Annotated in this window: 24 protein-coding genes; 18 read left to right on the top strand and 6 right to left on the bottom strand. The window is 42.8% G+C overall.

What is annotated here, in order from left to right:
- The first annotated feature begins 31 nt into the window (after nucleotides 1-31).
- Nucleotides 32-514: a 6,7-dimethyl-8-ribityllumazine synthase gene (ribH, locus tag ACEQZT_RS06695; RefSeq protein WP_370088496.1), complete on the top strand. Its 483-nt coding sequence runs from the start codon at nucleotides 32-34 to the stop codon at nucleotides 512-514.
- Here the strand turns inward: ribH and ACEQZT_RS06700 are convergent.
- Both ACEQZT_RS06700 and gpmI read right to left on the bottom strand, forming a co-directional pair.
- Nucleotides 511-1059, bottom strand: coding sequence for a hypothetical protein (locus ACEQZT_RS06700; RefSeq protein ID WP_370088498.1), 549 nt, complete (start codon nucleotides 1057-1059; stop codon nucleotides 511-513). The two genes, ribH and ACEQZT_RS06700, sit on opposite strands and share 4 nt — an antisense overlap.
- 2 nt (nucleotides 1060-1061) lie before the next feature.
- Nucleotides 1062-2564 (bottom strand): 2,3-bisphosphoglycerate-independent phosphoglycerate mutase, encoded by a 1503-nt coding sequence (gene gpmI / locus ACEQZT_RS06705; protein ID WP_370088500.1) that lies wholly within the window; start codon nucleotides 2562-2564, stop codon nucleotides 1062-1064.
- A gap of 102 nt (nucleotides 2565-2666) precedes the next feature.
- Between gpmI and ACEQZT_RS06710 the strand changes: the two genes are divergently transcribed.
- The 8 genes from ACEQZT_RS06710 (at nucleotide 2667) to ACEQZT_RS06745 (ending at nucleotide 10023) form a co-directional block, all read left to right on the top strand.
- Nucleotides 2667-3041, top strand: coding sequence for a DUF4783 domain-containing protein (locus ACEQZT_RS06710; RefSeq protein WP_370088502.1), 375 nt, complete (start codon nucleotides 2667-2669; stop codon nucleotides 3039-3041).
- Nucleotides 3042-3082: 41 nt separating this feature from the next.
- A complete protein-coding gene (gene nadC, locus ACEQZT_RS06715; RefSeq protein ID WP_370088504.1) occupies nucleotides 3083-3940 on the top strand; it encodes a carboxylating nicotinate-nucleotide diphosphorylase in 858 nt (285 codons plus the stop codon).
- 54 nt (nucleotides 3941-3994) lie between these two features.
- Nucleotides 3995-4474, top strand: a complete 480-nt coding sequence (locus ACEQZT_RS06720) for a YcxB family protein (protein ID WP_370088506.1) — start codon at nucleotides 3995-3997, stop codon at nucleotides 4472-4474.
- 1 nt (nucleotide 4475) lies between these two features.
- Entirely contained in the window at nucleotides 4476-4952 is a 477-nt protein-coding gene (locus ACEQZT_RS06725; protein ID WP_370088508.1) for a regulatory protein RecX, read from the top strand.
- A 76-nt stretch (nucleotides 4953-5028) separates the two neighbouring features.
- Nucleotides 5029-5538 carry a hypothetical protein gene (locus ACEQZT_RS06730; RefSeq protein ID WP_370088510.1) on the top strand — a complete coding sequence of 170 codons (510 nt, stop codon included), beginning with the start codon at nucleotides 5029-5031 and terminating at the stop codon, nucleotides 5536-5538.
- Between the two features lie 5 nt (nucleotides 5539-5543).
- Nucleotides 5544-6566 (top strand): hypothetical protein, encoded by a 1023-nt coding sequence (locus ACEQZT_RS06735; protein WP_370088511.1) that lies wholly within the window; start codon nucleotides 5544-5546, stop codon nucleotides 6564-6566.
- Nucleotides 6563-7177, top strand: a complete 615-nt coding sequence (locus tag ACEQZT_RS06740; RefSeq protein WP_370088513.1) for a LysE family translocator — start codon at nucleotides 6563-6565, stop codon at nucleotides 7175-7177. The genes ACEQZT_RS06735 and ACEQZT_RS06740 overlap by 4 nt, the downstream gene beginning before the upstream one ends.
- An 86-nt stretch (nucleotides 7178-7263) precedes the next feature.
- Nucleotides 7264-10023 carry a prolyl oligopeptidase family serine peptidase gene (locus ACEQZT_RS06745; RefSeq protein ID WP_370088515.1) on the top strand — a complete coding sequence of 920 codons (2760 nt, stop codon included), beginning with the start codon at nucleotides 7264-7266 and terminating at the stop codon, nucleotides 10021-10023.
- 44 nt (nucleotides 10024-10067) lie between these two features.
- Here ACEQZT_RS06745 and ACEQZT_RS06750 read toward each other — a convergent pair whose 3' ends face one another.
- Both ACEQZT_RS06750 and ACEQZT_RS06755 read right to left on the bottom strand, forming a co-directional pair.
- Entirely contained in the window at nucleotides 10068-10727 is a 660-nt protein-coding gene (locus tag ACEQZT_RS06750) for a LiaI-LiaF-like domain-containing protein (RefSeq protein ID WP_370088517.1), read from the bottom strand.
- 87 nt (nucleotides 10728-10814) lie between these two features.
- Nucleotides 10815-11402 carry a hypothetical protein gene (locus ACEQZT_RS06755; protein ID WP_370088519.1) on the bottom strand — a complete coding sequence of 196 codons (588 nt, stop codon included), beginning with the start codon at nucleotides 11400-11402 and terminating at the stop codon, nucleotides 10815-10817.
- A gap of 203 nt (nucleotides 11403-11605) precedes the next feature.
- Between ACEQZT_RS06755 and ACEQZT_RS06760 the strand changes: the two genes are divergently transcribed.
- Nucleotides 11606-11980, top strand: coding sequence for an Hsp20/alpha crystallin family protein (locus tag ACEQZT_RS06760; RefSeq protein ID WP_370088521.1), 375 nt, complete (start codon nucleotides 11606-11608; stop codon nucleotides 11978-11980).
- A 9-nt stretch (nucleotides 11981-11989) separates the two neighbouring features.
- Nucleotides 11990-12586 (top strand): class I SAM-dependent methyltransferase, encoded by a 597-nt coding sequence (locus ACEQZT_RS06765; RefSeq protein ID WP_370088523.1) that lies wholly within the window; start codon nucleotides 11990-11992, stop codon nucleotides 12584-12586.
- Here the strand turns inward: ACEQZT_RS06765 and gdhA are convergent.
- Nucleotides 12583-13932, bottom strand: a complete 1350-nt coding sequence (gdhA, locus tag ACEQZT_RS06770; protein WP_370088525.1) for an NADP-specific glutamate dehydrogenase — start codon at nucleotides 13930-13932, stop codon at nucleotides 12583-12585. The two genes, ACEQZT_RS06765 and gdhA, sit on opposite strands and share 4 nt — an antisense overlap.
- Nucleotides 13933-14111: 179 nt before the next feature.
- Between gdhA and ACEQZT_RS06775 the strand changes: the two genes are divergently transcribed.
- Nucleotides 14112-14285, top strand: coding sequence for a hypothetical protein (locus ACEQZT_RS06775; RefSeq protein WP_370088527.1), 174 nt, complete (start codon nucleotides 14112-14114; stop codon nucleotides 14283-14285).
- Here ACEQZT_RS06775 and ACEQZT_RS06780 read toward each other — a convergent pair.
- Nucleotides 14282-16192 (bottom strand): hypothetical protein, encoded by a 1911-nt coding sequence (locus ACEQZT_RS06780; protein ID WP_370088529.1) that lies wholly within the window; start codon nucleotides 16190-16192, stop codon nucleotides 14282-14284. The two genes, ACEQZT_RS06775 and ACEQZT_RS06780, sit on opposite strands and share 4 nt — an antisense overlap.
- Nucleotides 16193-16434: 242 nt before the next feature.
- On the opposite strand from ACEQZT_RS06780, the gene ACEQZT_RS06785 reads away from it, so the two are divergent.
- The 6 genes from ACEQZT_RS06785 (at nucleotide 16435) to rodA (ending at nucleotide 23183) form a co-directional block, all read left to right on the top strand.
- Entirely contained in the window at nucleotides 16435-17685 is a 1251-nt protein-coding gene (locus ACEQZT_RS06785) for a TAXI family TRAP transporter solute-binding subunit (protein WP_370088531.1), read from the top strand.
- A gap of 89 nt (nucleotides 17686-17774) precedes the next feature.
- On the top strand, nucleotides 17775-18806 hold the full coding sequence (locus tag ACEQZT_RS06790; protein WP_370088533.1) for a rod shape-determining protein: 1032 nt from the start codon (nucleotides 17775-17777) through the stop codon (nucleotides 18804-18806).
- 7 nt (nucleotides 18807-18813) lie between these two features.
- On the top strand, nucleotides 18814-19614 hold the full coding sequence (gene mreC, locus ACEQZT_RS06795; protein ID WP_370088535.1) for a rod shape-determining protein MreC: 801 nt from the start codon (nucleotides 18814-18816) through the stop codon (nucleotides 19612-19614).
- Nucleotides 19611-20126 carry a hypothetical protein gene (locus ACEQZT_RS06800; protein WP_370088537.1) on the top strand — a complete coding sequence of 172 codons (516 nt, stop codon included), beginning with the start codon at nucleotides 19611-19613 and terminating at the stop codon, nucleotides 20124-20126. The genes mreC and ACEQZT_RS06800 overlap by 4 nt, the downstream gene beginning before the upstream one ends.
- Entirely contained in the window at nucleotides 20123-21946 is a 1824-nt protein-coding gene (locus ACEQZT_RS06805; RefSeq protein ID WP_370088539.1) for a penicillin-binding transpeptidase domain-containing protein, read from the top strand. The genes ACEQZT_RS06800 and ACEQZT_RS06805 overlap by 4 nt, the downstream gene beginning before the upstream one ends.
- Nucleotides 21915-23183, top strand: a complete 1269-nt coding sequence (gene rodA / locus ACEQZT_RS06810; protein ID WP_370088541.1) for a rod shape-determining protein RodA — start codon at nucleotides 21915-21917, stop codon at nucleotides 23181-23183. Before ACEQZT_RS06805 ends, rodA begins: the two co-directional genes overlap by 32 nt.
- The last annotated feature ends 7 nt before the right edge of the window (nucleotides 23184-23190 follow it).

Below are 23190 nucleotides of genomic sequence, written 5' to 3' on the forward strand. Positions count from 1 at the left end.
GTTGGGGGAGGAATAACTTAAATGAATCGTTATGTCATCAGCAGATAAAAACCTCAGCGACGTTAAGATCAACTCATCCATTGACGTCAGCAAGTTCAAATTTGGAATCGTCGTAGCGGAATGGAATGAGCAAGTAACCGAATCCCTTTACTCCGGGGCTTACCAAACCCTGATTGGAGCTGGAGCGAATCGCGATAATATTGAACGAATGAATGTGCCCGGCACGTTTGAGCTGAGCCTCGGAGGCCAGTGGATGGCTGAACGAAATGACATTGATGCAGTGATTTGTCTGGGCTGTGTGATCCAAGGCGAGACCCGCCACTTCGACTTCATCTGCGATGCAGTAGCAAACGGGATTACCAATGTGTCTTTGAAGTTCAATAAGCCAGTAATCTTCGGTGTGCTTACTCCGGATACGATGAAACAGGCACTTGATCGTGCCGGAGGCAAACATGGCAACAAAGGCGATGAAGCAGCTGCTACAGCAATAAAGATGTTGGGGGTTAGAGATTAATAAACCTCAACTTTTACCCTAAACCTCACCGTATCCTTAAACATCATTTTCTGATAACCATCTATTTTTAAGAAGTTGAGTATGCCATCTTCAAAGGTCATTTCAATATCGCGGTGATGGATGTAGACATCCTTGTCTTCGTGAAAGGAAGCAGTAATTCGTTGATATTCGTCATCACTTTTTGAAAAAGAAATCTTTTTGATAGCTCCCTTTTCATTAGGTGAGAGGGTCAAAACCTGATTTTGGTCATCTGCTGACTTTTCGAAAGCTCCTACATACTCAGGTTGATTTGGATTGATTTCTTTCAGGAATGAAAGCTCTTCAGCCCACTTTGTAGAATCCATTTCGATTATCCGAACTTCGCTCTTCCCATCCAGCCAAACTTCTTTTTTGATCCGCCCTTTCCCAAGTCGCTCCACCTGATCATCCATCAGTGATTTAAAATCAGGGTATTCTGGGATAGCTACTGATTCCGGTTTCAGTTTTTGACAACTTACCAGAACCAAAAGCAGCAATAAAATCTTCAAATCAATTAATCGATTCATCTTCAAATCAAAACATTTCCGGTCATCTCCTCAGGGGCTTTCAGTCCCATAAATTTTAAAATGGTTGGAGCCAGATCGCCAAGTTTTCCACTTTTAAGTTCACCTTTAAACTCCTTGTCAACCACAATGAAGGGGACAAGGTTCGTAGTATGTGCCGTATTGGGTGTCCCGTCCGGATTTATCATCATGTCTGAGTTACCATGGTCTGCTATGATGATTGACACATAGTCATTTTCTAAAGCGGCATTTACTACCGCCTCAGCACAGTGATCTACCGTTTCGCACGCTTTTACGGCAGCCTCAAAAACGCCGGTATGCCCCACCATATCGGGGTTGGCAAAGTTCAGGCAAATGAAATCAGCGGATTTAGCTTTCAGTTCAGGAATAATCTTATCCCGAATGTCATACGCACTCATCTCCGGCTGTAGGTCATAAGTTGCCACTTTGGGTGATGGACACAGAATGCGTTTCTCACCTTCAAAGGGCTCCTCTCGCCCACCTGAGAAGAAAAATGTCACATGCGGATATTTCTCTGTTTCTGCAATACGGATTTGTTTCTTCCCATTTTTCTCCAACACCTCACCCATCGTCATGATCAGGTTTTCTTTTCCATACATCACATTTACTCCCTTGAAGGAATCGTCATAGTTAGTCATCGTGACGTAATGAAGGTCGAGCTTTTTCATGTCATGCTCTGGGAAATCCTGCTGGGTAAGTGCCTGCGTAATTTGTCTTCCCCGATCGGTTCGGAAGTTGAAACAGAGGACTACATCTCCATCTTGAATTTTTGCATCTGCACAGATAATAGGTTTCAAAAACTCATCTGTTACCTCTTCCATGTAGGATTCTTCTACAGCCCGGAGCGGATCCTGAACTACCTTCCCCTCTCCTTTGACCATGGCATCATACGCCAGTTTCACCCGCTCCCATCGGTTATCCCTATCCATGGCGTAGTATCTTCCTGTAATGGTCGCCAGCGTTCCCACCGTATCAGCCATGTGGTGTTGCAGGTCTCGAAGGTAATCCACGCCACCTTTTGGGTCAGTGTCCCTTCCATCAGTGAAAGCATGAACAAAAACATTATCAAAACCTGCCTGACGAAAAGTGGATAGAAGTCCTTTCAAATGATTGATGTGAGAATGCACTCCACCGTCAGAAACCAACCCAATTAGATGAATAGGCCTGTCATTTTCTTTGGCATAGTCAACTGCTGACTTTAGTGTTTCATTCTCCGCTATTGATCCATCTTCTACCGCATTGCTGATTTTTACCAGATCCTGATACACCACTCTCCCGGCACCAATATTCATGTGACCTACCTCGGAATTCCCCATTTGCCCATTAGGTAAGCCTACAGCCAAGCCAGAGGCCTCTAACGTACTATGGGGATATTCTTTAAACATTCGGTCCATGAAAGGAGTGTTCGCTTTATCAATAGCAGAGACTGATTTGTCTGTGGCGATACCCCAGCCATCAAGTATCAGAAGAATGACTTTCTTGTTCATTTTACAAATATAGAAGGGTCAATTTTTGAATGTCCTCCATCGAATGAATAAATTGGGCATGGTTTTTACTACATTGTGTACAAACATTTAGACTAAAGCCTAATGAAGTTTTTGATAATAGTACTCTCTTTGATGCTTGGCCCTACACAGGATGAAACTGTGAAGGATATTGGCACGGCTATAAAAGCCGGCAGCTCTAAAGAGCTTATCAAATTCTGCAACGCAACTGTGGAAATAAAAATAAATGGAGAGAGCTCCAACTACAGCAAAGCTCAGGCAGAAGTGATTTTGCGTAATTTTTTTAGTAAAAACGCACCAAAAAATTTCACCTACATCCACCAGGGAGCATCCCCTGAGGGACTTAAATACACAATTGGACGTTATACCCACGCTGATGGAGCTTATAGAGTGGTTATGTTCATTAAGAAAATAGGCGACAAATACCTGATCGATACTTTGAATTTTAGTCAGGAGTAACTTATTTCGTCTTTCGCCTGTTACTGTAATCCGCCCGTGTTATGAATTTACCGTATCTAACGACTAAAAATATCAATGCCTTTATCAAGGCGGCCCTCGCCGAGGATATTGGCAGTGGTGATCACTCGTCACTGGGGTCAATACCCGAGGATGCCACTAGCCAGGCGCACCTAATAATTAAAGATGATGGCATGATTGCCGGTTTGGAGCTTGCAGAAAAGATCTTCAATTATGTGGATGCCGACCTCAAGCTTGATTTTATCAAAAAAGATGGTGATTTGGTTGAGTCAGGCGAAGTTGGATTCAATATTACCGGAAGTTCACGATCAATTCTATCTACAGAAAGGCTGGTGCTGAATTGCCTTCAACGAATGAGTGCGATTGCAACCTATACGCACCATATGAATCTTCTTATCAAAGGATCAAAGGCCAAGCTTTTGGATACTCGAAAGACGACTCCTCTATTCAGGCTTCCTGAGAAATGGGCTGTGGTGATTGGCGGAGGTGTCAACCATCGCTTTGGGCTATACGACATGGTGATGCTGAAAGACAATCACATCGATTTTGCAGGAGGGGTAAAAAATGCCATCAATCAAACAGTGGCTTATCTGGAAAAGAACAACCTCAACCTCAATATTGAGATAGAGGTGAGGAGCCTTAAAGAACTTGAGCAGGTGTTGGATGTAGGGCAGGTGCATCGTGTGATGTTGGACAATATGCTTCCTTCGGACATTAAGCAGGCAATCAAAATGATTGGTGGCAGGTTTGAAACAGAAGCTTCTGGAGGAATCACCGAAAAAACCATCGCAGAAATTGCCGAAACAGGCGTTGACTATATCTCGGTAGGGGCGCTGACTCATTCATACAAAAGCATGGATATGAGTCTCAAAGCGTTTTAAATTCTATATTCGCGGTGTAATTAGTTATTGAAGTAGAAAAAGCGAGATAGAGTCATGATTGTTCGAACTAAAAAATACCAGCTCCCAACTAAAAAATACATTGGAATAGCATTCAAAGCTGCGCTAAAGCAGCAGTGGTGGGTGTTTTTGATTTTTGCTGCTATTTGCTCGGGTTATTTTCTGGCTCCAAGCCACTGGTGGATCACCGGAGCTTCTATCGCTTTGGCACTTTACATGCTTTTTTGGTTGATCCAGTTCGCAGGGATCACTCAGCTTGAGCAAGGCAAGTTCATGTTTCAAAAGCTTTCTTATGAAATCTCTTCTCAACAGATTTTGATTAAAATGAATGCGAAGCAGGGTATGCCCATGAAATGGGATCAGATCAAGCGCGCAAAAAAAGGAAAAGACGGGTTTACATTCTTTGCGAGCAAAGCGCAGTTGATTCACTTACCTTACAAAACCTTCAACAACGATAACGAGATTCGTTTCATTGAAACGGTGCTGAAAAGAAAAGGCTACATCGCCGACAAATAGCATGGCTCGTAAGTTGGGCATCCAGGAAGCGAAGCAACGAGCCGGCCGGTTTTGTGCCTTTCGCGAGCGATCTCCAAACGAACTTTTTGAAAAACTCCAAAGCTGGGGACTGACTGGCGAAGAGGCTTCTGCTTTAGTAGCAGAGCTTTCCAGAGAAGGTTATGTTGATGAGCAGCGATTTGCAAATGCTTTTTGCAATGACAAGTTTGAGTTCAACTCCTGGGGGAAGCAAAAGATCAAAGCTCATGTGTTTGCTCACAAACTTTCCAGCGAAGCGGTGCAAAATGCACTGGATCGAATTGATCCTCAGAAATATGAGCAAAGGTTGAGGAATCTGGCTAAATCGAAATGGGATAAACTGGAAAAGGATGACCCGTTTAAAAGAAAGCAAAAAACGGCTGCCTATCTGGCCAGCAAAGGATTTGAGATGGATCTGATCTGGGTAGCCATCAATTCACTAGATTCAAAAGGTCGCTAACCTTACTTTTTTCGGTGATTATAAAATCAGTACGGTGGAAAATCCTTAAGTTTATTTTTCCATTTGAATACATTTTATGCTTCACACATCAGCTAAGGAACTCTTATTTCAACTCGATCGATTAATTCTAGACTGCAAATCAGGGGATTTTGCCAAGCCACTTCCCGAGCTAAGCGGCTCCACTTTTGGTCAACATATCCGTCACACATTGGAGTTTTTTATCTGCCTGTTCGAGGCTAAAAGCGATGGTTTAGTAAACTACGACCAGCGAAAGCATGACACGCTGATAGAGACTGACCCAAAACTTGCCAGAAGTGTCATCGAATCAATCACAGATTTTTTGAATAAGAACACAACGGATTTTGAGTTGACTTTTGAAGCCAACTACTCAGACGAGGAGGGGCGTGATGTATCGATGAAAAGCAGCTTTTATCGTGAGCTTTCTTACAATATTGAGCACGCCATCCATCACATGGCATTGTTGAAGGTGGCGGTGAAGCAATCACTCCGGTATATTGAGTTGCCTAAAAACTTTGGGGTAGCCAGCTCTACAATTCGTTACAGAGTAGGTTCTAAAGCCAACTAGCAACCTTGAAGAAGTTTCTCATTCGATTAAAAAATTGGGAGTACTGGCCCTTCTTCGTTTTGTACTTTCCGGTATTCTTTTATTACGGGTGGCTGGCCCTCAAACATCGGTCTTTTTTCTTCTTCACAGCGTCAAATCCCAGTATCGAGTTTGGCGGTATGTTTGGTGAAAAGAAATCAGATATTTTTAAACTCATTCCTGAACAATACATTCCCCACACTCAGTTGATTGTCAGGGGTGATCTGGAACGTGCTTCTTTTACGGCTGAACGAATCGGGTTTCCGGTTATTGCCAAGCCGGACATTGGGGAGCGGGGGAACTGGGTTGAGAAAATTAATGACCAAGCTGCACTGGAAAAGTATGTGAAGACATGCCCCGTTGATTTTCTAATTCAGGAAATGGTGAATTTGCCGATGGAGCTGGGTGTGTTTTATGTGAAATACCCGGATAAACGAGGACGAGTGACCTCCATTGTCAGAAAGGATTTTTTAAAGGTGGTGGGAGATGGAAAGTCTTCGATTAGAGAGTTGTTGAAGCGGAGTACCAGAGCTAAAATGACTGCCAATTTGAATAGTGATTTTCTCAAAAGGACAGGTGAGTTAATCCCAGACTGTGATGAGGAGGTGCTGGTTGAGCCGATTGGGAATCACTGCCGTGGGACTATGTTTTTGAATGATACCCAGGAAATAGATGATAGCCTGAATGAAGCTTTCAACACATTGGCAGATCAGATTCCGGATTTCTATTTTGGCAGGTTTGATTTGAAGTGTCAGTCTTATGAGGACCTGAGACAGCTTAAGAATTTTAAAATACTGGAGCTGAACGGGGCGGGTGCTGAGCCAGGGCATATCTACCAGCCGGGCTATCCCTTACATAAAGCATACCGTGACATCCTTTGGCATTTGGGGGTTTTGTCGGATATTTGCCGCCTCAATCGAAAAGGGGGACATTCCTACTGGAGTTTTAAGCAGGGCTTCAAAAAGTGGAAGTCGCACCAAAGGTACAATCGCCTGCTTGCCAATCCATGATTTTACAAACACTCATTGTTGCTTTTATTGTTAGCTATATAGGGTCCATCCCTCCGGGAACCATCAATGTATCCGTCATGCAGCTGGCTATCTTGAATAAGCGAAGAGCGGCTGTATTCTTTGCATTTGCTGCTTCTTCTGTTGAATTTATTTATGCAGGCATCACCGTGCAGTTCCACATTTTCCTGAACAATAACCAAACGATTTCCAGCTACTTCCAGATCATTACGGCGATTGCCCTGATCGGGCTTGGTTTGTTCAACATTTTTTCTAAATCCACATCTGCTTCGGTGAAGGTTGACACTCGAATCACGGGTAGACACGGTTTTTTAAGAGGAATTATTTTAGGGTTGCTTAACCCGATGACCATTCCTTTTTGGCTTGCCATCACTACCTATTTGGAAAATGATGGCTGGATAGATGTAGACGGCTATGGATTTTGGATGTATTTGCTAGGACTTTCTGTCGGAACGTTTTGCTTACTCCTTACCGTGAATGCCTCGGGTAGACGATTTACTAAAATCGCCGACAATCCATTCCTGGTTCATAAAGTACCGGGGTTTTTGCTGCTTGGGTTGGGAGTGTATTTCTTGGGGAAATTGATGATGTAAAAATCATCATACCACCGCTCATAACTATTCCAATAGTGACCTTCATCAATTTTCATTAGTATTAAATCCCAAGAAGATTAATTACTATGAAAAAGCTCATTTTACTCTTAACTGTACTTCCATTCCTGTGTTTCTCGCAAACAAAAAAGGAGTTGGATCACGACGCTTACAACATCTGGCGAAGTGTAGAGGATCGACTGATCTCAAATGATGGATCTCATATAGCTTATACCCTGAAGCCAAATGGATATGGCAATGAATCGCTAATGCTACATCGATTTAATGGTGAGGTGGTGCTTTCACATGATCGATCTTACAATCCTTCATTTACCAACAACTCTCAGTTTCTGATTTTTAAGGTTTCTCCGGATTATGATGAACTCAGAGACTTGAAAAGAAAGAAAACCAAAGAAGAAGATCTGCCGGGTGACACGTTGAAGATTTATTCATTGGAGTCAAAAGGCATTAAAAAAGTTGGTGGACTTCAATCGTTTAAAGTTCCTAAAGAATGGGACAACTATGTGGTATATCTGTATGAACCTGCGCCTGATACCGCCAAAAAGAAAGAGAAGAAACGGAGTAAAAAGAATGGTTATGACCTGGTTCTAATGAATCTAGTGGATGGTACAGAGTACACTTTCCCATATGTTCTGGATTATGAAATTGCAGAGGAAGGAGCGGCTCTCGCATTGACAACCACTGGTAATGACAGTACGCTTGCTAAAGGGGTTTACACATTTGATTTTGATGCGAAATCTTTTAACCCGATTTTCAGAGCCAAGGGAGAATACTCCAGGTTGGCATGGGATAAAAAGGGCAAGCAACTCACATTCATTTCTGATACGGACACCACAAAAGCATTGCAGAGAGATTATCACCTACATTATTTCAAGACTGAGTGGGACAGCAGTAAGACCATTGCGAGAAATGCGGATCTAGATCAGCTTATGGTCAATAAGGATCACAATAACTACTTCTCCGAAACAGGGAAGCGATTATATTTTGAGGTAAAGGAATTCCCTGTTTTGCAAGACACCTCCTTGCTGGACGATGAGATTGTAAATGTGGAGGTTTGGAACTACCAGGATCAGCGCCTATTCACGCATCAGGAAAATGAACTGAAGGATGATCAGAAGTTTGGCTATCTCAGCTATTATGATGTAGAGAAAGATCGTTTTGTTCAGCTTGGAGGGTCGGATTATTCCAGGATTGCAGTTAGTGATGAGGGGGATGGAACGACAGCCATTGCATTGAGTGACTACAACTACCGAAAGTTGATTACCTGGGAAGGTTACACGCTGAATGATTTGTACAGGTTGGATCTTAACACGGGCAATAAGACCAAGATTGATGAAGGTGTTCGGGGATTTGTATCTCTTTCTCCCAATGGGAAGTATGCCTATTGGTACAACAACAGTGACTCAGCCTGGTTTGCATATTCTTTTGATGAGGAGGTTACTGTTCAGATCACAAACAACTTGCAGGTTCCGTTCTACAACGAAATCCATGATACACCTTCTGACCCATGGCCGTATGGCATAATGAGCTGGACGGAGAATGATGAGCGTGTACTTATTTATGATCGATATGATATTTGGGAAGTAGACCCTTCGATGAATACCGCACCCAAAAGAATAACTCCAAACGGACGGGGCGAGAAACTAACCTATAGATACATAAAGCTTGACCGAGAAGAACGGTTTATCAAAAAGGGACAGAAACTGCTGCTATCCGGATTTTATGAAGGAGACAAAAGTGAAGCAATCTTTTCTTTCACTTACGGCAAAAACAAGCCGGAGAAACTGATTTCAGGTGATTATCAATACGGTTCTTTTACTAAAGCTCGGGATAATAAAAATCTGATTTTTACACAGGAGAATTTCCAAACATTCCCTGATTTGCTTGCTACTGATGTGTCTTTCAAGTCAGTCAAAAAGGTTAGCGACATCAACCCGCAGCAGAAAGATTATAAGTGGGGAACGATAGAGTTGGTGTATTGGAACTCATTGGACGGACAAAAAATGGAAGGAATGCTAGTAAAGCCTGAAGGGTTCGATCCTACCAAAAAGTACCCGATGATTGTCAACTTTTATGAAAAAAGCTCCGATGGGCTGAACAATCACCGTGATCCATTTCCACACAGGTCTACCATCAACTATAGCTTTTATGCTTCCAGAGGGTATTTAATTTTCAATCCAAATGTGAATTACAAGACGGGTTATCCGGGAGAAGATGCCTATAACTGTGTGATACCGGGAGTGACCTCCCTGATTGAAAAAGGGTTTGTAGATGAAAATAATATCGGTGTGCAAGGCCACAGTTGGGGGGGCTATCAGATCGCTCACCTGATCAACGAAACAAACATTTTCAAGTGTGCAGAATCTGGTGCTCCGGTGGTGAATATGATCAGTGCTTACGGCGGCATTCGCTGGGGGTCCGGCTTGAGCCGTATGTTCCAGTACGAGCGAACCCAAAGTAGAATTGGCGGTACCTTATGGGAGTACCCGCTTCGATACATTGAAAACTCGCCGATCTTTTATGTGGACAAAGTACAAACTCCTGTACTCATTTTGCACAATGATGAAGATGGCGCTGTGCCGTGGTATCAGGGCATTGAATACTTTGGTGCGCTTAGGAGGTTGGGCAAACCTGCCTGGTTGCTCAACTATCGAGGCGAACCGCACTGGCCTGTGAAGGTTCAAAATCGCATAGATTTCAACATTCGAATGGCGCAGTTTTTTGATTATTATCTGAAAGGGGCACCAATGCCAAAGTGGATGCGGGATGGTGTGCCGGCAACTGAGCTGGGCATTAGGCAAGGTTATGAATTGATTGGAGATAAGTAAACGAGAAAGACCTGAGTGATTAGCTCAGGTCTTTTTTTCTTAGATCAATTCTTAATCTCACCACCGCCAAACATGGTGAACCCTTTGATGTGAACTGTCGCGGATGGCTTATCTGTTATCGTTTTTCTGGCATCACTAAATCCGCCAAAAATAGCGGTGGCATCCATGTTTACTTTCCAGTCATCAGGCAGCATTAGTTCCACCCCCCCAAACATGCAGAAAATTTCGATTACAGCTCCGTCCTGAGCTTTGGACCCTCTTAGATCAATTTCTGAACCTCCAAAAATGCAGGAGACTTTACCCCCTTCAAGCTTCTCAGAAACAAATTTTTTCTCTGTTCCTCCGAAAATAGCCACCTCATCAAAATAGCTTTCTGAACTTTCTGAAGCGGATTTAGGTCTGGATTTTTTACGAAGAATAAAGGACAACCCGATGATGATCAAAATCACAGGCCAAACATCTCTTAGATTGATCACATCATAATAATGCAGGTAAAAAATGGTGGCCAGTCCAAAGAAGATTAAAGAAGAACGTCGGTTCCCTGAAAGCAGATTTATGATCCCTAAAACGACGAATACCGCCGGCCAGGAAAACAAATAATAAGGGACATCAATATCGAACCCTAAATTATCCAATAAAAAAAGTGAACCAACAATTACTAGTAGGAGCCCAATGATAGCTCGTTTGTGATTAGATGCAGCCATGGTGTTTTTAGTTAGGTTTTGTTATACGAATTCGTACCTCAATTAAATTCGGATGTAAGCTCAACGGGAATTTAACTCATTTTTCGGTTAGTTGAACCAGCCGAAAAGCAGTGATATCCCGAATGTGGGCCCGTCAAAATCAGTAGCATCGAAGAAATTGTTGTCAACTCCTATAGTCTTTTGATACCCAACACCTGCGTTTACTTTGAACCAATAGGCAATGTTTACTTCACCAAAAAACTGAGGATTAAAGACGAACACATCATCCTCATTTACTTCCTCATTGGTGGCCGATGACTTGGTGGTGATGCTCCCCCACCCAAGACGCGTTTCTACTCCCATGTGTAGCAGGTCATCCGGCTTGATGTTGTATCCAAGCCAAAAACCTCCATGTCCAAAGCTGGTGGAATAATCATTTCCGTTTAGCTCGAACTCCTTGTTGCCGGCAAGCCCGAGACCATAGCCCCCAATGAAAAAAGTATTATCGAAGAGCACAGCACCACCACCGCCAGTAAGGGTAGAGAGATCGCCATCAATAGGCATAAATGAGAATAGTACGCCCCCGAAACCCGAAATGTCTTCCGGGTCATTTCCGATTAATGTCTTGGGTCTTTCGCTTTGTGCAAGCAAACCAACAGAGCTTAAGAACAAAAGAATAGTAATAGTCCTTTTCATGAGTTTAATATTTGAGTTTGAAATTATGATCTTGAATATTAGCAAGGACAGAAAATCGGATGGAACGTTTCTTTTTTAGGATGGAATGTTGAATCAGCCAAAATGACTGTCATTATTAAACTAACCAGCCAGTGTGGCACGTTTTGTTTACAAAAGCCTTTTGGAATAGGATTTGAGTAGAGGAATGAAAATATAGAGTAGGTATGAGAGTGGATAGAAACGAAACGAAGAGACTGGCAGAAACAGCCAATATTGTGAACTCAATAAATGGGGGAGCGATCTACCCCACCTTCAAAACAACAACTGAAAAAGATCATTATCGGCTTGAGGTGAGTGTGCCTTCCGTGGAGCCGGATGACATCAAAGTTGAAGTGAATGGGAGTGATTTATTGGTTTTCCAAAACATTCATGTGGCAGACTACACCCTGCCCAATATTTTGGGAACTATCAAAATAGCCGCGGACGTGGAGCTGGAGAACATTTATGCAGAGTTTGATGAAAACCTACTGATCGTGATTATGCCATTCAGTGAGATGTCAGGAGGCTTTCAAAAGGAAATTGATATTTACAGGCATTAAATTACCTGAGTGAATACACGGGAGATCAATAATCACTTCGGAGACATGGATCTTTTTCTCATGGACTTGATCCTGAAAGGAAAGATTCCTGAGAAGGCGAGAGTCCTTGATATTGGATGTGGTGAGGGACGAAATGGTATTTACTTTATTCGAAATGGGTATGACTATCATGGCTGGGATAGCGACAACTCCAAGTTAAGAATGCTTGCCTACTTATCGCAGACCCTTTCTTCCTCTAAGGCACGTTTTGAAGAAGTTGACATACTTGAATCAAGTACCTCAAGACAGTTTGATTTTATCATTTGTGCCAGAATGCTCCACTTTGCCAAATCCCAGCAGCAGTTCTTCGAAATGTGGGAGAAGATCAACAGCCTGCTTTTACCTGGAGGCATGTTGTATGTAAGCATGGATTCTGTGGTTGATAATACCTTAGGAAAAGAACTTGAGAATGGCCAATATGAGTTTCCGGATAGCAAAGTCCGTTTTGCACTTACGGCTAATCTGTATACAGAAATCAAAAAAGGGTTCGAAGAAATCGAACCCTTGAGAACTTTGGTGCACCACCATCAGCGGGCGCAGAGTTTTATTTGCCTTAGAAAGGTTTAAACCACACCTTGTGCGAGCATAGCGTCTGCCACCTTCACAAACCCGGCTATATTGGCACCTTTTACATAGTCTACATAGTCTTTGCTCACCTGACCGTGATTCACACAGTTTTCGTGAATGTTTTGCATGATGCCTTTTAGTTTTTCATCCACTTCATCCCTGGTCCATGATAGTCTCAGTGAGTTTTGAGACATTTCAAGGCCTGAAGTAGCAACACCACCTGCATTGGATGCTTTGCCAGGGCTAAACATCATTTTGTTGGCTTTAAATACTTCAATGGCCTCAGCTGTACATGGCATGTTGGCTCCTTCAAACACTCCGATGCATCCATTTTTTTGCAGCGTCTTAGCATCATCACCCTGAAGTTCATTTTGTGTGGCACATGGGTAGGCAATGTCGCATTTGATATCCCACGGCGTTTTTCCTTCGTGGAATGCCGCACCAAACTTATCTGCGTATTCTTTTATTCGTCCACGCTTCACATTTTTCAATTCTTTTACAAACTCAAGCTTTTCTTGAGTGATGCCGTCCTTATCATAGATCGTTCCGCCTGAATCAGACATAGAAACCACCTTAACACCATTTTGAATAAGTTTTTCAACGGTAAACTGAGCCACATTTCCCGATCCTGAAACCACAGCAGTCTTACCATCAAGATCATCATTTCTGTGGGTCAGCACTTCTTTGCTAAAGTAAACGCATCCATATCCTGTTGCTTCTGGTCTAATCAGAGACCCCCCATATTGCAGCCCCTTACCGGTGAGTACCCCGGTAAATTCGCCCTGCACTCGCTTGTATTGACCAAACAGATAACCGATTTCCCTACCCCCTACACCAATATCTCCGGCCGGCACATCAGTAAACTGTCCTATGTATTTGCTCAATTCGGTCATAAAACTTTGACAGAACTTCATCACCTCATTGTCACTTTTTCCTTTTGGATCAAAATCAGACCCTCCTTTTCCACCTCCCATCGGAAGAGTGGTCAAGCTGTTTTTAAACGTCTGCTCAAAGGCAAGGAACTTAAGAATACTCAGGTTTACAGAAGGGTGAAACCTCAAGCCTCCTTTGTAAGGTCCAATAGCTGAATTCATCTGAATGCGGTAGCCCCTGTTGATTTGTGGCTCACCTTTATCATTGAGCCAAGGCACTCTGAACATGAAAACACGCTCAGGCTCGCACATTGCTGCAAGAACATTAGAGTCTCTATACTTAGGTTTATCAGCAATGAATGGTATGACGGTTTCAGCTACTTCTTCTACTGCCTGAAGGAATTCCGTTTCGTGAGGATTTTTCTTCGCAACACTTTCTACGAATTGCGAAATTTCATTAGAATGATTAGACATGGATTAGTTGTTTTGATGAAATGAATTTAGGGGTTTTTTATCTATTCGCCTTCCGTAAAATCACGGAATATTACCAAAGGTTAATATTTAATAGTGATGTGTTGGTCGAAATACAATATTAGCCTAAAACCTGGCTAACACTAGTATCGTAAATTAGGTTAGATATAAACCACAATACAATGAATTATTTGAAACTGGAAAATGAGATTATCAGCTCGGTTCAGCATTTAAATGGTCATCAGAAAAGCGATGTTCTTGATTATATCAAAAACATTAAGCCGACAAGCCATAATACAAGGCTGTATCGAAGGAAAGCCATGAAAGAAATAAGGGAAGCTCTAAAGCATGCTTAGTCTTCCGAAAGAACGATAACCATATCGTTTTCTTCCAGGGTAAATTCTTCTGATTTTTTAGGGTTCAATACAACCCCGTATTGCTCATCTGCTGATTTAGCTTTGCTAATGATACGGTAACCAATAGCCACTTCATTCTTTCTGGCCGCCGATTCCAATACGGTATAGAAATTCATCGATTGACCAACTTGCACATATTCTCTTGCAGGTTTGATGTAAATCTCAGACCCATCTGCGTCAAACAGGTCTTCAAAAACACGCATCAGGTACTTGTTTTCGGCCACCTGACTCATCAATAAGCTCACAAGCTTGTCACTTACAATAAAGTCATCAGCACTTGTGATGTCTGCAAGCTGCCTGTTTCGTATATCAAGCATCTCACTCACAATCTTATATTTATACCCATGCAACTCGGTGAAGTTCCTTAAATGTAGAAGTGTGATTAGTGTTTGGGCATCAGCTTCCTGAATTGGGAAATAGTTTTGATAGCAGAGCAGGATGATAAAATCATATTGCTCGAGGTGCATATTTTCTAGTGTTTCCCGGCCTGTTGTGTTTTTCACTTCAAACTCAAGTGAGATGTTTTTCACACGATTGCTCAGCCGCTCTACAATAGGTCTCGCGTCTTCAAACTTCGATACGATTTTAACTGTGGTGCCAGCAGGGACATAGTTGTCAAGCTCCAGTGCTATGTATCTTGCCCGGTCATTCCAACCGACAATTAGAATTTTTTCCGGTTCTTGTTCTTCGGGCTCGGTGTATACAATCTTGCTCTCCTGAAGATCAATGTTCGCATTCGGGCTTGGTACGAGGGTGTCATCATCCTCTGTGATACCAATCACTTTATCTCCCTTTTTGAAGATAGTGTCCATCGGAGGGTTGATAGCAACTGATCCATCAGAGTATTGGATTCCCATGATGGCGGATTCTTCGTATGCAAAAAGAATGTCACGGAACGTTTTACCAACCAAGCTTGGAGCATCCTCAAAGTAAATCTCATCACCATCAAAGTCCATCAAATCCTGATATACCACACTCAAGCCTGACTGACGGCTGGTCTGTACCATGATTCTGGAAATAATTTCATCTGAAAGGATAAGCTCCACTTCATCACCGCCAACCATCTTGGCCACCTCAAAGTTCTTTTTGTCCTCCATCTCCGCAGTGATGTGATACGGTTCAGGACGTCTTTTTGGATTGGTAACGATGGCCACAATGGTCTTGATAATCTGGCTATCTGAATTCTCATTATCCTTATCCAGGATGATAATTGCTTTCGTATCAAATGGATTGGCAATTTGCAAATCATGCACATCGATCGGATTTCCGGTACGACAGATCACCTGTGTGTTTCTAGTGTTACCAACCTTATCTTTAATCTCATCCTCCATGGTCACTTTATCCATATCTGCAAGGATCACTATAACACCACGCTTCTGATTTTCATTGGCTTCCACGATTTCCGGGATGATTGTAAAAATCTTAGAAGACCACCCTAGGATTAGTACATGGTCTTTTTCAATGACAAATGAACGGCCTTTTCTCAGCGCTTCAAGCTTTGTTAGGATACCATTTGACACAAGACCAATGAGAGTCGAAATAATGATCAGCCCCAAAATGGTAACAAACATCATGAAAAGCTGGAATGGCCAGTTGTCTTCATGTTCCCCTACCGTACCTGGGTCCAGCATGTGAGTTAGGTTCACCCAAAGCGATTCAAAGATGCCAAACGAGCTATCATTGACTTGATGATCCGGGTGCAACCCCATTGCTAAAAGAGTGACAGCAAACAAGCAAACAAAGATCATCGTGATAATAGCGAGACCTTTAATCATATTGATTGTGCCTTGCGATACGTAATTATCGAAGCGATATTTAAGCTTATCCGAAAAGGAGATTTTTTTCATTCGTCTTTTGTCTGTTTTTGCAGTGCCGATGAATCCTCAACTCCCACAGCTTTCAAATTGGCGGGGGAATTTCAGAAACTTTCTTTTTTTCAAAAAATGCTAATCATTTGAATCAGGCGCAAAACTACACCCTAAAATAATGCAAAATAATGACTGAGTGATATTTACGTATAAAATGGGATGTGTCAAAACGGTGACATTAAAAATTAGCAGTATTTTTAAAGTAGCCGTAATATGCTGTTATGAATAAGTTAATTCTTCCTTGCCTGGTCACCTTCTTGTTGATCTCCTGCAACCCAACAACCAATCATTTCTCATTTATTTATAACAACGAAGGCCCCAACCGGGAGATCGCTCAGAAAATGGAGAAGCTACTCGAATCTGAGTTTTACAATGTAGACATACATTTGGTCGAGGGCGTAGGGACGGATGCTAACCTGGATAGTCTAGAGCAAAATAGGATCGATATCGCTTTAGTTGAAAACTATGTGAATTATCGCGATGGAGTAAACTCAGCTTTCTCCGTCTATTCGGAGGTTCTTCACATTTTTTATCAGGAACGGCTTGATGTCACCTCATTTGAGTCGCTGATGTATGACAAGCTACTCTACATAGGAAGGGAGGAGTCTCCTACCTATAACCTGATGATGGACTTGTTTGACTTTTATGGACTAGACCTTTCCAGAATTAATGTCACCTTCAATATGACAGAAAGTGTCGTTGTAGTTGAGCTTACTAACCTTTTCACAAAAAGGGAATTGCAGAATTATCAAGGGTTTAAGCTTTTCTCTTTTGATCACGTTGAGAATATTGGAAATGCCTCGGTGGTAGAAGGCATTGCGCTCAAGTACCCTCGATTAGAACCGTTCGTAATTCCTCAAGGAGCTTACTGGGACTTCACTCAGCAGCCGATTGTTACTCTTTCGGTGGATTTGGTGATGATGGTGCGCTCAGGTATGCTGGAGGTTTCGGTGAATGACTTTACCAAAACGATGCTACGCAACAGACAGATCTTTACCTCGATCGACCCTTTACTTTTTGATGGGTTGAGGGAAGATTTTGACCAATCGAAGCTAAATATTCCCCTCCATGAGGGAGCTCGCACCTTCCTTGATAGAGATGAGCCGAGCTTTATAGAACGCTATGCAGAGCTGGGAGGGGTGATCCTTTCCATAATTATTGCCCTTTGGAGTGGCATAGTTTCTCTTACCAAGTGGCAAGCCCAAAAGAAGAAGGACAAGATTGATGAGTTCTATGAGGATCTAATGAATATCAAAAACAAGATTCCTTCGATGCAAAAAGTAGCAGATGGTATGTCTATGGTAAAGCGGGTTCAGGTGGCTCAAAATAAAGCTTTTGAAATGCTAATAGCAGAAAAGCTTGTGGCAAATGACAGCTTCCGTATTTACATGGAACTTTCTAAGGAAACCATAAATGAGCTACGTGGAAAAATGCGTGTAATCAAGGCCAAACTTGAACGCACAACTTCTTAAAAATGAAACTTTTATCACTAATCCCTAATGCTTTAGCTTTTATGCAAAATCGAGCCTAAATTCGTGCTTCAAATTCTGAGCGAGCATTCATGGGTCTTTTCGATTTTTTCCAAAGCGACATAGCAATTGATTTAGGAACTGCCAACACGCTGATTATCAGCAAGGACAAGGTAGTAGTAGACGAACCATCGATTATTGCAATCGATAAAAACACAAACAAGGTGCTGGCCATCGGCAGGGAGGCGATGCAGATGCACGAAAAAACTCACGAAAATATTAAGACCATTCGTCCGCTAAAGGATGGTGTAATTGCCGACTTCCACGCCGCGGAGCATATGATTCGCGGGATGATCAAAATGATGGATAAAGGCAAAAAGAGCTTTTTCCCGGCATCTCACAGAATGATCATTTGTATTCCTTCAGGAATTACGGAAGTAGAAAAAAGAGCAGTACGAGATTCTGCAGAGCATGCGGGAGCAAAAGAAGTTTACATGATCCACGAGCCTATTGCTGCGGCAATAGGAATTGGTATTGACATTGATCAGCCAGTGGGCAGTATGGTAGTAGATATCGGAGGAGGTACTACTGAGATCGCCGTAATTGCTTTGAGCGGTATTGTTTGTGACCAGTCTATCCGTGTGGCCGGAGATTCCTTCAACAAAGATATCTTGGACTATATGCGCAGGCAGCACAACCTTTTGATAGGCGAGCGAACAGCAGAAAAAGTAAAAATCGAAGTTGGATCAGCCCTCACCGAACTTGAGGATGATGCACCCGAAGATTATGAAATTAGAGGAAGGGATCTGATGACAGGAATTCCGAAGGTGATTAAGATTTCCTATTCTGAAATTGCCTTCGCTATTGATAAGTCTGTTTCTAAAATAGAGGAGGCGGTGCTAAAGGCGCTTGAGATTTCTCCGCCAGAACTATCAGCAGACATTTATGACAATGGTATCTACTTGACAGGAGGAGGTGCGATGCTCAGAGGTCTGGACAAGCGACTTGCGATGAAAACCAAACTTCCGATTCACATTGCTGAAGATCCATTGAGAGCGGTAGTGAGAGGAACGGGCGCAGCGCTGAAAAACGTGACCCAATACAAGGCAGTATTAATGACCTAAGAAGTGAATGCAAAGGCTTTTAGATTTCCTTTATCAGCAGCGAGAAATAGCCGTTTTTATTGGCCTGGAAATTCTAAGTGCGTGGCTTCTCATCAACTTCAATAACAGATACAACGCATCTTTTCTCAATTCCAGCAATGAGGCGGTAGCTTCAATTGCACAAACTTCTAACAACATAGGCAACTACTTCAATCTGGAGGAGGTAAATGCTCAACTGATGCTGGAAAATGAAGCTCTGCAGCAGGAGTTGAGAATGCTCCGGACTGAGAGGCCATCCTTTCTGGACACAGTGGCTCAATACCAGGTTATTGGTGCTCGTGTGATCAACAATACGTTTGACAGGAGTATGAATTTCGTCACCATCTCGGCTGGCCGAAATGATAGCATTGATGTGGGGATGGGTGTGATCTCAGCTATAGGGGTAGTGGGTCAGGTAAAATCAGTAACCAAAAACTTTGCAACGATTTATTCACTTCTACATCCCAAACTTTTGGTGTCGTCAAAGGTGAAAAGAACCGAGACAAAATGCACGGTGCAGTGGGATCAGGAAGCGTATGACCGAGCCAGCTTAAAGTATATCCCCCGTCACATTAAGTTGAGGGAAGGAGACTCGATTGTAACTTCTGGCTTTAATTCCGTTTTTCCAGAAAACGTGCTCGTAGGCACTGTGGATGAGCTGCACCTGGAGGAACACATGACCTTTTATGAAGCAAAGGTGAAGCTGGCCACAGACTTCACTAGCCTTTACCAGGTATTTGTGATCAAAGATTTGTTGAAACCTGAGAAAGATTCATTAGAAATACAATGACACGTATCAGCATCAAAGAACAGATTCTCAATGTAGTCCTGCTATTGCTGGTTCAACTTCCTCTTGTTCATAGAATCACGTTATTCGACAAGGCCTTTGCATTTTTTTATGTGGGCTTTCTTCTGCTTTTACCAAGATCCCTCAGTCGATCCTACCTGATGGTCATCGGATTTTTTTCGGGCTTGTTTGTTGACGTGTTTACTAATACTCCGGGCATTCATGCGTCAGCTTCTGTGTTTATTATGTTTATCAGGAATTTTTGGCTCAACGTGGTAAATGATGACACGCAGGAACTCACTAACCTCAACATTGGAACACTGAAAAAGACCGGGTTCCTCTATTTTACTTTTCCCCTCGTCTTTGTACACCATTTCATCATTTTCATTATCGAAAACGGAGGCTTTCATCTTTTTGGAATGGTCTTCGGAAAAATATTTTTCAGCGCTATCTTTAGTACCACGGTCATTTTTGTGGTCAACTTCATTATTTCACCCAATAGAAGGAGAATATGAGAGGGCGGAGTTTATTGGTTCGTGGGCTTATCCTTTTTACTGTGATTGTATTTGCAGTGCGCCTTTTTTACATCCAGATTTTAGAGGAAGACTATAAAGTAGCGGCTGAGAACAATGTTGTTCAAAAGATTATCCAGTATCCATTTCGTGGCTTGGTTTATGACAATAATGACAGTCTTGTCATATACAACTCGCCAGTCTATGACCTGATGATTGTGCCGAAGGAAGCAGAGATTGCTGATACCACAGTTTTTTGCCAGCTGCTTGATATCACCCGCGAAGAATTTGACGAGAAGATCAAAAAAGCGAAAAAATTCTCATCCATTCTGGCGTCAAAATTTATCGAGCAAATTTCAGATGAACTCTTTGCGAGCCTTCAGGATCAGTTGATCAATTACCCGGGGTTTTATGTGCTGCCAAGAACCGTACGATCTTACAATACCAAATCACTGGCGAATGTGGTAGGCTATGTAGGAGAGGTTAGTAGTAATTTCCTTAACCGTGATACCACAAACTACTATCAGCCGGGAGACTACATTGGGATTGGGGGAATTGAAAAGGCCTATGAAGAGCACCTCCGAGGAAAGCGGGGAGCCACCTACAAAGTGGTGAATGTGCAGGGAATCATAAAAGACGACTATCGTGATGGAGAATATGACACCTTGCCAAAATCGGGTGAAAACATACACCTAACCATTGATCTTGAGCTGCAACAGTATGCTGAGAAGTTGATGGAGGGGAAGGTTGGCAGTGTAGTGGCGATTGAGCCAAAGACAGGAAGAATCCTAGCGCTGGTTTCAGCACCATCTTATGATCCTCAGCTTTTGAGCGGAAAGAATTTGAGCAAGAACTTTCCTGACCTAAACAGCAATGAGGACAAACCACTTTTTAATCGCCCACTTCAGGCTCGCTATCCTCCTGGCTCCATGTTTAAGACCATTCAGGGAATTATTGCGATGCACGAAGGTGTGGTTGCTGCTGATGAAATAATACGTGTAGATCATAGTAACATTGGAGATCTGGCACCACCAGGTCCATACAATATGGTAAGGGCTATTACAAAATCATCCAACAACTACTTCTACCTGATAATGCGGCGGATGGTGCAGCAAGGAGCAGACGAGAGTCCTTTTATAGATTCCAGAATAGGCTATGAGAAGTGGAGAGAATATGTGAAGGAGTTTGGTCTGGGACGACACCTGGGTGTTGACCTGCCGAATGAGATTATGGGGAATGTGCCAAGCATCGAATATTACGATCGGTGGTATGGAGCCAAGCGGTGGAAGTATTCCAATATTGCCTCGCTGAGCATCGGGCAAGGGGAGTTGCTGGTGACACCTCTTCAGATGGCAAACCTGGGAGCAATTCTGGCAAACCGAGGGTACTTTATTACGCCCCATGTGGTAGATAAAATTGAAGGTTGGCCAAATCCCAACATTAAGAAAGAAGTACTTCCATTTGATCCAATTCATTTTGAGCCTGTAGTGCAGGGGATGGAACAAGTGGTGAAAGCAGGATCCGGAATTCGGGGCTATTACGAACCCTTAAAGCTTGCGGGGAAGACCAGTACCGTTCAGAATCCACACGGAGAGGATCACTCGGGGTTTATGGGATTTGCCCCGCTGGACGATCCAAAAATTTCCATAGCAGCTTATGTAGAAAATGCCGGGCAAGGAGGCCGTGCTGCGGTATCCGTTGCTAGCTTGCTTGCTGAAAAGTATGTACTTGGCAAAGTGTCACGTACCTGGCTGGAAGATTATGTTTTAGAAGAAAGATATTTACCTCAAAATGCGCCAAGACCCACTCTCGCAGAAAATTGATTGGGCGTCTGTCCTACTCTTTGGGGCGCTTGTGATCGCAGGCTGGCTGAATATCTATGCAGCAGAATACGATCCTGAAATAGATCAAAGTCTATTTGATTTTGGGACCAGTGCAGGTAGACAGTTTATCTGGATTTTGACATCTATTGCTATCGCTTTTACCGTCTTTTTCTTTGACTACAAATTCTTTGACTCGTTTGCCTATATCATTTATGGAATATTTGTGGCCCTTCTGCTTTTCATCTTGATAGGGGGGAAAGAAGTGGCCGGTTCAAAATCATGGGTTGGAATTGGGGGTTTTGGATTGCAGCCTTCGGAGTTTGCTAAGTTTGCCACAGCTTTTGCGTTAGCTAAGTATCTGGATCAACCAACAAGGAAGCTGACAGACTTAAATACGCTTGGGGTTTCCTTCGCGATTATCATCCTACCGATGGCGCTCACAGTACTCCAGGGGGACACTGGCACGGCTTTGGTCTTTGCAGCTCTGGCTGTTCCAATGTTTAGAGAAGGGATGCCTCCATTGTTGCCAATCGTGGCTATTTCTGTTTTTGCAATTTTTATCCTTACCCTACTTGTAAACCAAACCGTGCTACTTGCCGGCATTGCAATTGTTACGCTATTGGCACTAGGACTGAATGCACGAAAGCCAAAGCGGCTCGTGTATATCATAGTTTCCGCCATCATTATCACTTTCTCCGTTCGCAGTGTGGACTTTATTCTTACGGATGTGCTAAAGCCGCATCAGCAAAAGCGAGTGCTTTCATTGGTCAATCCAAACATCGACCCACTAGGCGCAGGTTGGAATGTGACTCAATCAAAGATTGCGATCGGCTCAGGAGGGTTTGCAGGGAAGGGCTTTTTGGAAGGGACGCAGACCAAATTTGATTTTGTGCCAGCACAAATAACTGATTTTATTTTTTGCACGATAGGTGAGGAGCATGGATGGATAGGAAGCATTATCATACTTGGGCTATTTGCGGGGTTGTTATTAAGGCTGATTCACTTAGCGGAACGACAAAAATCAACCTTCTCACGAGTTTATGGCTATGGAGTGGTGGGTATTATATTTTTCCACTTTACAGTAAATATTGGTATGACGATTGGCTTATTTCCTGTGATCGGGATTCCTCTTCCATTCTTCAGCTATGGGGGGTCATCGCTATGGGCTTTCACAATTTTACTTTTTAGCTTCTTGAAACTGGATGCCCACCGTATGCAGGTATTGCAGAGGTGGTGACTCTCAC

It is taken from the genome of Ekhidna sp. (genome assembly GCF_964218185.1).
GTDB lineage: Bacteria > Bacteroidota > Bacteroidia > Cytophagales > Cyclobacteriaceae > Ekhidna.

What these genes read in the sequence shown, in the direction of transcription:
- ribH (WP_370088496.1), top strand. Translation starts at nt 32, where the DNA reads ATGTCATCAGCAGATAAAAACCTCAGCGACGTTAAGATCAACTCATCC.
- ACEQZT_RS06700 (WP_370088498.1), bottom strand. Translation starts at nt 1,059, where the DNA reads ATGAATCGATTAATTGATTTGAAGATTTTATTGCTGCTTTTGGTTCTG.
- gpmI (WP_370088500.1), bottom strand. Translation starts at nt 2,564, where the DNA reads ATGAACAAGAAAGTCATTCTTCTGATACTTGATGGCTGGGGTATCGCC.
- ACEQZT_RS06710 (WP_370088502.1), top strand. Translation starts at nt 2,667, where the DNA reads ATGAAGTTTTTGATAATAGTACTCTCTTTGATGCTTGGCCCTACACAG.
- nadC (WP_370088504.1), top strand. Translation starts at nt 3,083, where the DNA reads ATGAATTTACCGTATCTAACGACTAAAAATATCAATGCCTTTATCAAG.
- ACEQZT_RS06720 (WP_370088506.1), top strand. Translation starts at nt 3,995, where the DNA reads ATGATTGTTCGAACTAAAAAATACCAGCTCCCAACTAAAAAATACATT.
- ACEQZT_RS06725 (WP_370088508.1), top strand. Translation starts at nt 4,476, where the DNA reads ATGGCTCGTAAGTTGGGCATCCAGGAAGCGAAGCAACGAGCCGGCCGG.
- ACEQZT_RS06730 (WP_370088510.1), top strand. Translation starts at nt 5,029, where the DNA reads ATGCTTCACACATCAGCTAAGGAACTCTTATTTCAACTCGATCGATTA.
- ACEQZT_RS06740 (WP_370088513.1), top strand. Translation starts at nt 6,563, where the DNA reads ATGATTTTACAAACACTCATTGTTGCTTTTATTGTTAGCTATATAGGG.
- ACEQZT_RS06745 (WP_370088515.1), top strand. Translation starts at nt 7,264, where the DNA reads ATGAAAAAGCTCATTTTACTCTTAACTGTACTTCCATTCCTGTGTTTC.
- ACEQZT_RS06750 (WP_370088517.1), bottom strand. Translation starts at nt 10,727, where the DNA reads ATGGCTGCATCTAATCACAAACGAGCTATCATTGGGCTCCTACTAGTA.
- ACEQZT_RS06755 (WP_370088519.1), bottom strand. Translation starts at nt 11,402, where the DNA reads ATGAAAAGGACTATTACTATTCTTTTGTTCTTAAGCTCTGTTGGTTTG.
- ACEQZT_RS06760 (WP_370088521.1), top strand. Translation starts at nt 11,606, where the DNA reads ATGAGAGTGGATAGAAACGAAACGAAGAGACTGGCAGAAACAGCCAAT.
- gdhA (WP_370088525.1), bottom strand. Translation starts at nt 13,932, where the DNA reads ATGTCTAATCATTCTAATGAAATTTCGCAATTCGTAGAAAGTGTTGCG.
- ACEQZT_RS06775 (WP_370088527.1), top strand. Translation starts at nt 14,112, where the DNA reads ATGAATTATTTGAAACTGGAAAATGAGATTATCAGCTCGGTTCAGCAT.
- ACEQZT_RS06780 (WP_370088529.1), bottom strand. Translation starts at nt 16,192, where the DNA reads ATGAAAAAAATCTCCTTTTCGGATAAGCTTAAATATCGCTTCGATAAT.
- ACEQZT_RS06785 (WP_370088531.1), top strand. Translation starts at nt 16,435, where the DNA reads ATGAATAAGTTAATTCTTCCTTGCCTGGTCACCTTCTTGTTGATCTCC.
- ACEQZT_RS06790 (WP_370088533.1), top strand. Translation starts at nt 17,775, where the DNA reads ATGGGTCTTTTCGATTTTTTCCAAAGCGACATAGCAATTGATTTAGGA.
- mreC (WP_370088535.1), top strand. Translation starts at nt 18,814, where the DNA reads ATGCAAAGGCTTTTAGATTTCCTTTATCAGCAGCGAGAAATAGCCGTT.
- ACEQZT_RS06800 (WP_370088537.1), top strand. Translation starts at nt 19,611, where the DNA reads ATGACACGTATCAGCATCAAAGAACAGATTCTCAATGTAGTCCTGCTA.
- ACEQZT_RS06805 (WP_370088539.1), top strand. Translation starts at nt 20,123, where the DNA reads ATGAGAGGGCGGAGTTTATTGGTTCGTGGGCTTATCCTTTTTACTGTG.
- rodA (WP_370088541.1), top strand. Translation starts at nt 21,915, where the DNA reads ATGCGCCAAGACCCACTCTCGCAGAAAATTGATTGGGCGTCTGTCCTA.